The 12,899-nt window shown below is 60.3% G+C and carries 10 protein-coding genes and 1 pseudogene; 4 read left to right on the top strand and 7 right to left on the bottom strand.

Annotation, left to right across the window (positions count from 1 at the left end):
• The first annotated feature begins 11 nt into the window (after positions 1–11).
• The 3 genes from APAU_RS02895 (at position 12) to APAU_RS02885 (ending at position 3,452) form a co-directional block, all read left to right on the top strand.
• On the top strand, positions 12–1,709 hold the full coding sequence (locus APAU_RS02895) for a PEP/pyruvate-binding domain-containing protein (protein WP_006300178.1): 1,698 nt from the start codon (positions 12–14) through the stop codon (positions 1,707–1,709).
• Positions 1,710–1,799: 90 nt separating this feature from the next.
• Positions 1,800–2,591, top strand: a complete 792-nt coding sequence (locus APAU_RS02890; RefSeq protein ID WP_006300176.1) for an oxygen-binding di-iron domain-containing protein — start codon at positions 1,800–1,802, stop codon at positions 2,589–2,591.
• A 21-nt stretch (positions 2,592–2,612) separates the two neighbouring features.
• Positions 2,613–3,452 (top strand): methyl-accepting chemotaxis protein, encoded by an 840-nt coding sequence (locus APAU_RS02885; protein ID WP_006300174.1) that lies wholly within the window; start codon positions 2,613–2,615, stop codon positions 3,450–3,452.
• A 69-nt stretch (positions 3,453–3,521) separates the two neighbouring features.
• On the opposite strand, the gene APAU_RS02880 is transcribed toward APAU_RS02885, so the two are convergent.
• The 6 genes and pseudogenes from APAU_RS02880 to APAU_RS12895 all read right to left on the bottom strand — a co-directional run bounded on the left by APAU_RS02880 (position 3,522) and on the right by APAU_RS12895 (position 12,125).
• Positions 3,522–4,871: a hypothetical protein gene (locus APAU_RS02880; protein ID WP_006300173.1), complete on the bottom strand. Its 1,350-nt coding sequence runs from the start codon at positions 4,869–4,871 to the stop codon at positions 3,522–3,524.
• A complete protein-coding gene (locus APAU_RS02875) occupies positions 4,868–5,716 on the bottom strand; it encodes a metal ABC transporter permease (protein ID WP_006300172.1) in 849 nt (282 codons plus the stop codon). The genes APAU_RS02880 and APAU_RS02875 overlap by 4 nt, the downstream gene beginning before the upstream one ends.
• Positions 5,713–6,420, bottom strand: a pseudogene (locus APAU_RS02870) (metal ABC transporter ATP-binding protein); the annotation flags it as partial. The pseudogene APAU_RS02870 and the gene APAU_RS02875, both read right to left, overlap by 4 nt.
• A gap of 415 nt (positions 6,421–6,835) precedes the next feature.
• Entirely contained in the window at positions 6,836–7,870 is a 1,035-nt protein-coding gene (locus APAU_RS02865; protein ID WP_006300168.1) for an IS5 family transposase, read from the bottom strand.
• Positions 7,871–8,259: 389 nt separating this feature from the next.
• Positions 8,260–10,005, bottom strand: coding sequence for a GTPase (locus tag APAU_RS12900; protein ID WP_006300166.1), 1,746 nt, complete (start codon positions 10,003–10,005; stop codon positions 8,260–8,262).
• 17 nt (positions 10,006–10,022) lie between these two features.
• Complete coding sequence (locus APAU_RS12895; RefSeq protein WP_006300164.1) at positions 10,023–12,125, bottom strand: GTPase; 2,103 nt, start codon at positions 12,123–12,125, stop codon at positions 10,023–10,025.
• Between the two features lie 166 nt (positions 12,126–12,291).
• On the opposite strand from APAU_RS12895, the gene APAU_RS13935 reads away from it, so the two are divergent.
• Complete coding sequence (locus tag APAU_RS13935) at positions 12,292–12,651, top strand: hypothetical protein (RefSeq protein ID WP_040344847.1); 360 nt, start codon at positions 12,292–12,294, stop codon at positions 12,649–12,651.
• Here APAU_RS13935 and APAU_RS13240 read toward each other — a convergent pair.
• Positions 12,636–12,800 (bottom strand): hypothetical protein, encoded by a 165-nt coding sequence (locus APAU_RS13240; RefSeq protein WP_232207752.1) that lies wholly within the window; start codon positions 12,798–12,800, stop codon positions 12,636–12,638. The two genes, APAU_RS13935 and APAU_RS13240, sit on opposite strands and share 16 nt — an antisense overlap.
• Positions 12,801–12,899: the final 99 nt, after the last annotated feature.

Below are 12,899 nucleotides of genomic sequence, written 5' to 3'. Positions count from 1 at the left end.
ATGGCCCTTTCGTGAACCCTTCCACCTTCGTCCGTTTCGACCCCGAGCCGGTGTACCGGCAACGGGGATGGCTCATCGGAGAGGGACGGTGCGGGGGCAAGGCCAAGGGCCTTGCCTTCGCCCTCTCCTCCCTGGAGGGCTCCGCCCTGGGGGAGCAGATCCGCTTGCCCGACTTCACCTACGTCCTCACCACGGAGGTCTTCGGGGATTTCCTGGTCTCCTCGGGCCTGGAAGACCTCTACGACGAGGAGGACTGGGAATCCGTCCGCCCTCGGATCGACGGGGCCCCCCTGTCCCCGGCCCTGAGGGAGGACCTGGAGCGCATCCTGGAGGAGGCGGGGGACGTCCCCCTGGCGATCCGCTCCAGCTCCCTCCTGGAGGACTCCCTCTCCCTGTCCTTCGCGGGGAAGTACGAGACCTGCTTCTCCCCCAACACGGGAAGCAGGGAGGAACGCCTCGCCTCCCTGGAGCGCTGCGTCAAGACCGTCTGGGCCTCCCTCTTCAACCCCTCCGCCCGGGCCTATCGGGCCAAGCACGGAAGGGAGGACCGCAAGGAGTCCATGGCGGTGCTGGTGCAACAGGTGGTGGGTCGCCCCCGGGAGGGGTACTACTACCCGGAGCTGGCGGGAGCCCTCTTCTCCCGGGTCTTCCGGCGTCCCACCCCTCGGGTCCGCAAGGAGGACGGGGTGATGCGCCTCTGCTTCGGCCTGGGGACGCGCACGGTGGACCGGGGCAACGCCCGGGTCTTCTACCTCACCAACCCCGCCCTGCGCCCGGAGGGCAACCGTCCCTCCCAGATCGCCGAGTCCAGCCAGGTGGACTTCGACTACATCGATCAGACCTACGGGGCCTTCCTCACCGGATCCCTGAGCCACCTCTTCCTGCCCTTCATCCTCCGGAACCATCGCAACGCCGGGGCCTTCATCGAGCACTACGGGGACGAGGCCCTCCACTCCACCCTGGCGGACCCGGGGATCCCCACCCGCCCCCTCTTCACCTTCCCCGGACTCCCGCAGCGGAGCAGGCACCTCTTCGACCTGTCCTCCCGGCTCATGGCCCATCTGGAGACCACCATGGGCACCCCCGTGGACCTGGAGTTCACCTACGAGACCGAGGGGGAGGAGTTCCACCTGGTGCAGATGCGCCCCCTGGCCTCCTTCGAGGAGATGGCCCGGGTGCGCATCCCCGATCTGCCGGAGGAACGGGTGCTCCTCCGGGGGGACCGGATGGTGAGCAACGGGCGCATGGAAGGGCTTTCCCACCTGGTCTACGTGGACCCGGAGGCCTACGTGAACCGATGGGACCCCGTGGGGGCAGCCCAGGCGGTGGGGGAATTCAACCGCCGCCTCCGGGGCACCCCCTACGTGCTGGTGGGACCGGGGCGCTGGGGAAGCCGCAACCCCGCCCTGGGGGTGCCGGTGCAGTACGCCCAGATCTGCCACTGCGGGTGCCTAGCGGAGCTGTCCCTGCCCCAGTACGGCTTCACCCCGGAGCTTTCCTACGGCACCCACTTCTTCCTGGACATGGACAACGACGGCATCCTCTACCTGCCCGTGTTCGCGGGGCAACCCCGCAACGCCTTCCGGGACGACTGGTTCGAGACGACCCCCTGCGAAACGGGCTCCCACCCGGCGGTGCGCCTCTATCGAGGGACCTTCGACATCTTCCTGGACGGGGAATCGGAGACCGGCGTCGTTGCGGCCCGCTGACCCCTTGCGAAAAGGGGTCCTTGAAACCATACTTATTTGGCTCCCTCCGGGAGTTCAGCAGCTCTCACACGGAAAGAGGTGGTCTTCCCCATGGGCCTGTTCAGCACCGTGACGCTCTACGAGGACCCCCGCCACCGGTTCCTCCACCTGGGGTGGGAGGAGCAGGAGGAGGAGGGGTTCGTCCAGACCAACCAGTACCTCATCCAGGACGGGGACGAGGTGGTCCTCCTGGATCCCGGCGGGGCCCACGTGTTCCCCCGGGTCCTGGCCAACGTGGCGGAGGTGGTGGACCTCTCCCAGGTGCGCCACATCTTCTACTCCCACCAGGACCCGGACGTCTCCTCCGGGATCACCCTGTGGCTGCCCATCGCGGACCGGGCCAAGGTGTACATCTCCGGCCTCTGGACCCGCTTTCTGCCCCACTTCGGGGTGTACGACCAGCGACGCATCGTCCCCATCCCCGACGGAGGGGGAACCCTTCCCCTGGCCTCGGGCACCCGGCTCCAGTTCATCCCCAGCCACTTCCTCCACTCCACGGGGTGCTTCTCCGTCTTCGACCCGGTCTCCCGGATCCTCTTCTCCGGGGACATCGGGGCGGCGGTCTTCCCCCCCGGGAAGCGCTACGAGGAGGTGCGGGACTTCGACGCCCACCTGCCCTACATGGAGGGGTTCCACAAACGCTACATGGCGGGCAACGGGGTGTGCCGCAAATGGGCGGACCTGGTGTCCTCCCTGGGGGTGGAGGCCATCGCCCCCCAGCACGGGGCGGTGATGAAGGGCGAACAGGCGCGGCGGTTCCTCGCCTGGTTCCGGGAACTGCGCTGCGGCGTGGACGTGGCGGACAGCTTCTACGGCACCTCGTCCCGCCCTGCGGCCCGCTAGGCCCCGGAAAGGGAGGGCCCCATGAGCGACGCGCCGCAGGTCATCCGTACCCTTTCCGCCTCCCACTTCAGCAGCACCGTGATGAACTCCTTCATGTCCCAGCTGGACGAGGTGCTGGTAAGGCGGGTCCTGGAGGTCCAGCGGGAACTGGGGGACATCTCCGACACCTTCCAGAACCTCTCGGGCCTCCTCTCCTCCATCGTGGGGGAGTTCGACCGGAACAGCCGGGAGGCCCGGGACAGCGCGGAGCGGATCCACGACATGAACCTCCGCCTGGAGGAGGAGCTTCGCCGATCCGGCACGGACCTGGAGGGCATGAACGCCGACGTCTCCCGCACCGTGGACGCCACCTTCGAGACCCTCAACTCCTTCCTGGAGGTGGAGAAGATCTCCAGGGAGATCCAGAAGATCGCCAAACAGACCAACCTCCTGGCCCTGAACGCCTCCATCGAGGCCGCCCGGGCGGGAGAGCACGGCAAGGGCTTCGCCGTGGTGGCCCAGGAGGTCCAGAAGCTGGCCATCGAGTCCAAGGAGGCCTCGGAGAAGATCTCCACCCGGGTGCTTTCCATCTCCGACCAGGTGCGGGAGGCCATGGAGAACATCCGCCGGGTGAGCGACCTGTTCGGGGTCATCCGGGGCTCCCTCTCGGGGTTTTTGGACTTCCTGGGGACCAACAAGGAGTTCCTGGGGCGGGTGGACACCTTCATGGCGGACTCCAGCGGCAAGATCGCCCAGGGGGCACACCAGATGGACGAGTCGGTGCAGGTGATGCAGGGAGCCACCGGACGCTTCCAGTCCATGGCCTCCATCATCTCCTCCATCGTCAAGGCCCAGAAAGGACTCAAGGACATCCGCCTCTAGACGGGGTGGCAGCGCTCAAAACGAGGGGGCCCCGGCGGGTTCCGCCGGGGCCCCCTGTGGTTCGGGCTTCTACTTTCCCTTGAAGAAGAGGCTGAAGTCCCCCCGGACCGGCCCCAGCAGGCGGAAGCGCAGGGCCGCAACCTCCTTCGGGGAGGACGGGACCGCCGAGGCCAGGACGGGAGGCAGGGGGAAGCGTTCCCGGGCAAGGCGCAGGCCCCGGGCGTCCAGGATCAGATCCAGCAGGTTCACCGGAGCGGGAAGGTCCTTCAGGGCCTCGGGCACCGTCGCCTTCCCCCCCAGCTCCGACGGGGCCCCCTGGACGAACCAGAACTCCTCATCCCTCCAGGCCAGGGTCAGGGGGCGCGCCCCCGAAAGGACCCGGGCTCCCTCGAAACCCTCCAGGGAGATCTCCGAACCGGCACTCCCCCACCGCGCCCTCAGGGCGTCCCTCTCCTTCCGGTCCCCCGGCTGGAGGCAGAGGTACTCCCGGGGAGCCGAAGCCCCCGGCGGAAGCACCCAGGCAAGGGTGAGACGCCCCGTCTCCAAGGCCCTCCGGAACACCTCCGGATCTCCCCCGGGCCACAGGGCCCGAAACCAGGCATCCATCGCCCCCGGGGCGGTCGCCGCCATCCTGGCCAGCAGCCCTCCGTCCACCCCCAGCATCCCCACCAGCTCCCCCCGGCCGGGAAAGGCGATCCGTCGCGGCTTCTCGGCCTCGGGAAGCTCCCCCAGGAGGGTGCGCACCTGGTCCGTGGCGAAGGAGACGTGGAACCCCTTCTCGTCTCCCCCCCAAGCCAGCTCCGTGCGCACCTCTTCCCCCGAGTCCTGGGGCTCCCCGCAAAACCAGAGGTAGTCCGCCCCCTGAGTCCGCCGATCCAGCTCCAGCCGCCCCTCTCCCTTTCGCGCCCGGCCCATGTCCTCCAGGGCCTCGGGGCGGGACGCCAGGAAGAACAGATGGACCGGGAAGCGGGAGAACTCCTGAATCCACAGGCTTTCCCCCGAGGGAAGCTCCAGCCGCCAGGTGGGCCCCCCCTTCGGCTGCGGGGAAAGGGGGACCGAACGCAGGAACGTCCGCCCCTCAAGCAGGGACTTCAGCTCCTCCCCCCGGTCCGAGCGGGGCAGGAAGGCGCAGCGCAGCACCTCCCCGTCCAGCATCAGGGCGGTCTCCCCCAGCACCGCCGTCAGGGGGGCCAGGGCCTCCCGTCCCATCCCCCCGAAGGGCCCCAGGGGAAGGGGCAGGGAGATCGAGGGAAGCAGCTCCGCCGTCCGCGCCCCATCCGCCAGGTGCAGCACCGCCGCCGCCCCTCGGGATCGGGGCAGGGCCTTCGCAGGGTCGAACCGCCAGAAGACCTTCCAGCCTCCCCACGCGACCCCCAGAAGGACCAGGAATCCCAGCGCCCACAACCCGCGTCGCCTCACCGCCCCGCACCTCCTTGGGAAGAACGGCCCGCTTGCCCCCCGCGCCCCTGCAGGGACCGCAACACCGCGTCCAACAGAAAGACCCCCGAGGCCACCAGGATGATGGTGGCACCGGAGGAAAGATCGAACCGATAGGAAAGGGCAAGCCCCACCAGGACGAAGGCCCCGCTGTAGAGGGTGGACAGGACCATCATCCCCCCCAGGGATCGGCTGCGCCGCTCCGCCAGATAGGGGGGGATGGTGAGCAGGGCGATCACCAGGATCAGCCCCACCACCCGAATCAGCACCACCACCGCCAGGGCGGTGAGCACCAGCACCAGGGTGTGGAGCCGCCCCGTGGCCACCCCCCGGGTTCGGGCGAAGGCCTCGTCGTAGGCCAAGGCAAGGAAATCCTGATAGTTCCAGGCCACCAGGGCCAGAACGGTGAGGGCCGCCCCCCCGGAAAGGACCAGGTCGGGAAGGGACACGGTGAGGATGCTGCCGAAGAGGGTGCTCATCAGGTCCGCCCGGTACCCCGGCGTCAGGTCCGCGAAGAGGATCCCCACCGCCATCCCCGCCGCCCACAGGGCCCCCACCACCGCGTCGGACCGATCCTTCTTCCGAAGGGTGATCCCCGACAGGGCCAGGGCCGCCGTCAGGCAGGCCCCCAGGGCCCCCAGGAAGGGAGAGAATCCGAAGTAGAAGGCCACCCCCACTCCCCCGTAGGCGGTGTGGGCGATCCCTCCCGCCAGGAAGACGATGCGGTACACCACCACCAGGGAACCGATGATCCCGCAGACCAGGCTGGCCAGCAGCCCCGCCAGGAGGGCGTAGCGCATAAAATCGTACTGGAGCAGCTCCGTCACCGGTGATCCCCCTCCGCATCGTGCCGATGCAGCACCCGGTGGGGCACCCCGTGGGCGATCAGCTCCACCGGGCAGCTCCCGTACAGGGTCTCCAGCATCCCCTGGGTCACCTCGTTCCTCGGGTGGTGGTACAGCGTTCCCTGGACACAGGCCACAGAAGTGGCGTGGGAGGTGAGGGCCACCAGGTCGTGGCTCGCCATCACCACCGTGCCCCCCTCCCGACAGAACTGCCGCAGCAGGTCGTAGAGCAGCCCCTGGGTCTTCTGGTCCACGCTGGCGGTGGGTTCGTCCAGCATCAGGATTCGGGGGTTCCCCACCAGGGCCCGGGCGATGAGCACCCGCTGGCGCTGCCCCCCAGAAAGCTCGTGCATCCGGGCGGAGGCGCAGTCCCCCACCCCCAGACGCTCCAGGGCCTCCCGGGCGGCGGCCCGATCCTCCGGCCCGAACCGCCGGGGACCTCCGGGGCGCCGAAGCCTCCCCGTCGTCGCCACTTCCAGGGCGGAGATGGGGAAGATCCGCCCCACCCCCGTTTCCTGGGGGACGTACCCCACCTGAGGAGCCGCCTGGGCGGGGGGCAGACCCAGCACCCGGACGGTGCCCCGGGAAGGGCGCAGCAGCCCCAACAGAAGACGCAGCAGGGTGCTCTTGCCTCCTCCGTTGGGTCCCAGCAGGGCCAGAAACTCCCCCGGGGGGACTCGCAGCGTGACCCCCCGCAGCACCGGCTCCCCGTCGTACTCGAAATCCACTCCCTGAACGTCCACGTCGTAGGTTTTCATACCAGGTGCGATTCTACCCGAACCGGGGGGAAGCGCAACCGAAAGCGGGTTGATCTGTGCGTGCAGGTAACGTACAACATCTTTCGCACATATCCTTTTGGTCAACTCTTGGGAGGCAATCGAAGGGTCCCCAGGGGCCTTTCCAAGGGTAGAAACAGACGACGACAGCCCTGGATTCGGAACCTCTTGCTGTGCGCGACCACATCAAGGGAACCTCTACAAAACCCGTTTCTTGGGCCGCTTTTGCGTGCAACCGGCGAGATGCACCCCCATGTAGGCCCTGCCGGGGTTTGTCTCTCCCCCTGGGGGGCTTTTCCCAGGGATCAGGGGCCACTCTTGCCCCTCAGGCCCATACGTAGACCTGCGTCACCAGGTAGGTGAAGCGCTGGAGGTTGTAGACCAGGTTGCGAAGGCCGATGCGGGCCTTTGCTCGAGCCAGGCCGATGCTACGCAGCAAGAGGGTCCCCGCCTGCTGTTTCTGGGCCGCAAAGATGTGTTCCACCCGGCTGCGAATGCGAGATCGAGTCCGGTTGCCCTGTTTCTCCCATCTGGTCAGGGGGTGTCCCGAGGTCCCCTTCCTCTGGATGTGCTCCCGGTACCCCACCTGGCGCAGGTACTCCAGGTGGGAAGCGGAACGATAAGCCGAGTCTGCCCAGACGTCTTTGCTGGTGTTCCCGAGATCCAGTAGTTCCTTGAAAACCTGGCTGTCGTGCACCGAGGCGGGGGTGACGGCATAGCGCCGGATGAGTTTGCAGGAGACGTCCGCCTCGATGTGGTTCTTGTACCCGAAGGTGCTCTTGCCGTTCTTCACGGTCCATCTCGCTTCGGTGTCCTTCTGGCGAACCTTGGTTTCGCTCCATTCCTGGGGCGGGTTGCCTTCCCGGATCTGTCGGTTCTCCTCCCGGCTGTTCCTCTGGATGGGGACGCTGACAAGAGAGGCATCCACGATCTGTCCCTTCCGGGCCTCCAGCCCCATCTGGCGAAGGGCTTCATCGAACCGGGCGAAGAGGAATTCCACCAGACCCGCCTGGGTCAGCTGTTCCCGAAACAGCCACAGCGTCTTGGCATCGGGGACCCGGTCCTCCAGGGAAAGACCGCAGAAGCGCTGAAAGGAGAGACGATCCCGGATCTGGTATTCCATGGCGTCATCCGACAGGTTGTACAAAGACCCAAGCACCAGAATCTTGAACATCAGCAGGGGGTCGAAGGGCTTGCGACCCGCAGGGGAGCCGGTGGTACGCAGACTCTCCCGGAAGGCCCGAAGGGGTTCCTCGAAGATGCGCCAGTCCACCGTCTCCGCAAGGGTCACCAAGGGATCCTTGCCCTTGTCCAGTCGTTGGTAGGCCATCTCTTCGAAGAACAATTTCCCCTGGCGCATCCTCTCAAACCGCCTCTCCTGGTGGGCTTTGGTGCTGCTTCTCCCGGGAGATTTCCCGGTTGGTTCAGTGTACTACCCTTGATGTGGTTCCTTCAGCAGCAGAAGGATGGATTTTTAGAGGTTCCCTTCAGCAGCAGAAGGATGGATTTTTAGAGGTTCCCAGAGGTACCCCGGGCGTATAATATGGGGCGTCTGAAATTTCACCAGCACGTGGGAGTAAAACTGCTTGAATGGATGACAATGGGCGACGAGCGAACCTGTCCCGTGTTCGGCCCCCTTAACGAAAATATATTTCCTGCGGGAAGTTTCCGCAGCAGCCAGCACATCCATTTTTTCGATGTACAAACTTGCCCGACATGTAATCTCTTGAATCCCCAAAAAACGAGAGCCTATGAAACGGATTCGCTCTCGGTTGAGTGAATACTTTTGATAAGCTCCCTGGTCTCTTCCAACAGACCGAGCAGGTTTTGAAACAAGTCGCTCCGGGTTTGCTGCAAATTGCGGAGCTCATTCAACTGTGAATCAACATTTTCTATCTCGGAAGAAATGGCACTTGAGACAAATGATTGTGTTGCCTTATCAAAGTGCATTTCAATCACATGCGCGGCATCGTTAAATCCGGATCTCACCGCCGAACGACTTTCTCTGAGATCAACTTCAAGCTGAGCCGCATCTGCGTCTTCTTTGATTTGCAATACAAATGTAAGAACCGTTCCTGCCACCGCGAAAACCCGCCCAACGTTTGCCACAGTACGTGTCCATTTGACCGCTTCCCATGGTTTGAAGGACTTTCCGAAAAATTTACCAATAGCTTTCACAGCACCGTGTGTTGCAGTACCGGAATATTGGTTGAGTTTGAAAAGGCCTCCGAGGGTTCCAGTTTTTGGCGTAAAGGAATTCCTGACCAGAAACTCACCCAGTCTGGAAGAGATATCCGATGCTTTCTTGAGGTTTTTCATTGCTTCAGGCGAAATAGATGCCTGCTTAATTCGATGAACAAGACGCGGAAGCAATTCTTTAGCAAGCTCACTGTTGGCAATATCGCCAACGCGATCATCTAATGCTTTCATGTGCTTGCCAATGACAACCTGAACAGATTTTTCAAGCTGCTCAGCAAGATTTTGAACGCGATCCTGGGCGGCTTGCAGCTCCTGATCAACAGCCTTCTGATCAGCAGAGCCATTGATCATGTCCGCGACCTTTCGACCTTCCTGGCGGATTTGAGAGCTCGCGTTTTGAATTTCTCCTTCGACAGCCCGTGGTATGCGATCCTGTGTATCCAAGAGTGCTCGACGACGCTGCAACAAAAGCTCTTCGAGTGCATCAATATCCTTATCACCAGTGGATTCGCTAGCAAGTGCCTCTTGGAGAATTTGCTCAAGGCTATAAAGCGCTGTTGTATACCGAGAAGACAATCCTTTTTCTCTGACGAACCTGTTCAGCTCATGTGTTAATCCATCAACGCCGCTTTTCTTCAACAGGATTTTCGCTATTTCGCCATCTGTCTCTGTTTTGCTCTCGAGGGCGGCCTCAGCATCGATAAAGGTAGTGCGAAGGTCTTCAGGGGTGAAAGGGGCGAGGACCTTGCGAAGATCCTCACGAATAACATTCTGTGCTTCCTGGCTGTTCCCTTTGGCACACCTTCTCATTTTGTTGACTACAAGCATCATTTCATGTGCTTTGTCACGTTCTATGGCAAGGTTACGAAAATGTTTTGCGAGATGAGAGTCAAACAGCTCATTTGTCACAACAAAGACAAGGAGGTCTGCATCTGCAATTGCTCTGTATGTAATTTCATCATGATCGGGCCTTAGTTGAGTATGGACGCCGGGTGTGTCTACAACAGTGATTCCGCCCCAATCGTAGGTATGTGTTTTTTCGGTCGTAATGCCTGCGCCAATTGCAATGTCTTCACGCCCAGTCAAGACTTTCATAATGCTGGACTTTCCCGCGCTGTATTGACCAGCAAAAACAAGATTTACGCTCTTGCCAGACGAACAAACTTCAGTAGGAACCCTTCCGGAGAGCATCTGTATTTTTTCACTGGGTGCGGTCGCCAAACACTGCCTTGAACGAAAAAGCAGATCATTGCCGATGGTTGTCCATTGATATAATTCGAATTTTTCGGTCGCCATACAATCTCCTCCTTCGTTTATCTCATTACATGGAAGCCTGTAAGTTGCTGGGCAAGCCTCACTCGGGTTTTAGTTACCGCATCAAGGTCATCAAGTGGGACATGCGCAACACATATTTTTTCCTCGATGCTAATTTTACTTTTTTCACAATTTCGTCCGATGGCTTGTAAAAGAATAGAAAATGCGTTTTTCGTATCGATAACAAACCAGATTTGTTCACCTAACAGTTTTTCGAGAGCACTGCGAATATGTCCAGGAAATGTAACATTGGGCTGGATCAAAAACATGGTGGCAAGCCCCGGAACCCTAGCCACATCCATTATTGAATCAAGTAGACTTGGTGCGCCGAGTTGGCTTAATGCTTCTTCAGCAAGAGTACGTCCCAGTTTCTTTTGTCGGTCGTTTAACGTCCAGGCCAGTGTGCGCTGAGCATCGGCAAGCTCAAAGAGCCCTGATGTAACTGCCCCCAGATCATCCAAAAGAACATATATCTGTTTTCCCAATAGTTCTTGATGAAACCAGTCGCCTAAATTCTTTCGGAGGTCGCGCTCCATTTTGTTGATATTATCGACAAGCCGCCTACTTAATTTTTCTCGCGCTCTCCGGGCTTTTTCCTCTCGATCATCGAAAAACAAAGAGATAAGCGAACCCACAGCACCTACCGCTGCCGCCGCCCAACCTAACGGGCCACTACCAAGGACAAGTGCCGCAATTCCCAGTCCGCCAGCAAGGATGTTTGTACCCCAGTTCCATGCACGCTTCACATTGAAGATGCTATCCATCTTGATGTGGCGGTCACTGGAAAGACTTGCAACAAGCGAAAATTCAGATTTTAATTCACGTGCGACTTCACTAAGGGCTTTTTTGCATTCATCGAGTAGTTCTCTTTGAAGTCTTTCAACCTTACGAATCACGCCGTTTGATTCAACCAAGCGCTTCCACCTTTCGCCAGCGGACCGATCCTCATAATGGTCTTCGGCGAAAGAGGGGACTTTATCACGGAGCGAATCCATGGCTTTTAAAATCAAAGTATTGATCCGCTGTTGACCAGAGGACCTAAATTCTTGTGCCCAATCTCTGAACTGTCGTCTTTTATCTATTAAAACTCTTCCGCTGCTGGAATTTTGAGCACTAAACTCTAATAGCAGGTCGGTAAGATCCATCATGGGGGCAACAGATCCATCGACGAAACTTTTCACTCTTAAAAAAGTACCTCGACCGACGACTTCGTTAACAATACGGGATTCAACGCCATCGAAACGACTTGCCTTGAGCAAGTTACTTCGATGCTTTTCAAGTCCAGGCTGATATGCGAGAAAACGTGAGCGGAGATGAGTCACCACGAAAGGTATCCGCTTTCCAGGGATGTGCTGGTCGGCAAGGAGATGAAATTGTTGAAGCAGTTGATCTATACGCGTTCGATCAAAGGGGCGGTGAGGGGCTCTTAGGAATAGTAGTAGGTCATCTTCATCGTCTACGGCGGCCTTGACGTTGCATATTCCCAGGACGGGTTTCCCCAGGCGGCGTACTTGCGCCAAGCATTCCGCTTCAACCGGCTGGGGAGCATCGTCCGTTATTAAAAATAGAACCAGGTCGGCTTGGGCGGCAGCTTTAAATGCAAGCTCCTCATCTTCTGCGCCCTCAAACGCTGCGACTCCTGGCACATCTGTTACTTCAAGCCCGTTCCATTGATAACCTCGGACGTCACGCGTGGTTCTTTGTGAGCCGGTGCCGATTGATTCTCCGTCTCCACGCGTGAGAATTTCCATTAGTGTCGACTTTCCAGCCATAGTGCGGCCGAAAAGGGTAATGGAAAAACTGTCCAAGTTTTTACGACGTTCCTCCAGTGCCAAATCAGAGGTTTTTTGTAAGCCTTCGAGCTCAGTGACTACGCCGGATAGTTGAGCCTTGAGCTGGTTTACAATTCCAGGAGTGCGAACCGATCCATTTTCAAGCGACATCAAGCATTTGGATAGCGAGTTAGAAACTCCCTTAATGGCCTCGGCGGTTTCCTGAAGATTTTCTTTTGCTATAGCGTATCCATGGCGGGCTGCTTTACGACAACTATTGAGCACATCCTCAAGTTCTGTACCTGGATCAACATCATACTGAAACAGCATTAGAGTCCACCCTTCTTTCTGGAAGCAGAAAACCTGTGACTCTTGGGCTCCTCTAGTAATCCGTTCTTTAGCGGAAGATGGAACGCAATCCGGGATAGTACACTGAACTAACTGAGAGTCGCTCGTGGCTCCGGCCAAGACCGACCAGGAGAGGCGGTTTGAGAGGATGCGACAGGGGAAACTGTTCTTCGAAGAGATGGCCTACCAGCAACTGGACAAGGGGAAGGATCCCTTGGTGACCCTTGCGGAGACGGTGGACTGGCGCATCTTCGAAGAACCCCTTCGTGCCTTCCGGGAAAGCCTGCGGGTCACCAACTCCCCTGCGGGACGCAAACCTTTCGACCCCCTGCTGATGTTCAAGATTCTGGTGCTTCAGGGAACCTCTACAAAACCCGTTTCTTGGGCCGCTTTTGCGTGCAACCGGCGAGATGCACCCCCATGTAGGCCCTGCCGGGGTTTGTCTCTCCCCCTGGAGGGCTTTTCCCAGGGATCAGGGGCCACTCTTGCCCCTCAGGCCCATACGTAGACCTGCGTCACCAGGTAGGTGAAGCGCTGGAGGTTGTAGACCAGGTTGCGAAGGCCGATGCGGGCCTTTGCTCGGGCCAGGCCGATGCTGCGCAGCAGAAGGGTCCCCGCCTGCTGTTTCTGGGCCGCAAAGATGTGTTGGCTCCTCATCATCCCGTATGGGCACCCTCGGAACAGGGTCTTTGAGGGCTGGCGCGATACGGGTTTGGTGCTAGCATAGAGTTCAAATTTCATGAGGCCTCTTCATGG

This window comes from Aminomonas paucivorans DSM 12260 (assembly GCF_000165795.1).
Classification (GTDB): domain Bacteria; phylum Synergistota; class Synergistia; order Synergistales; family Synergistaceae; genus Aminomonas; species Aminomonas paucivorans.
The sequence above is the reverse complement of the archived record's forward strand: the minus strand, read 5'-3'. Positions and strand labels throughout refer to the sequence as shown.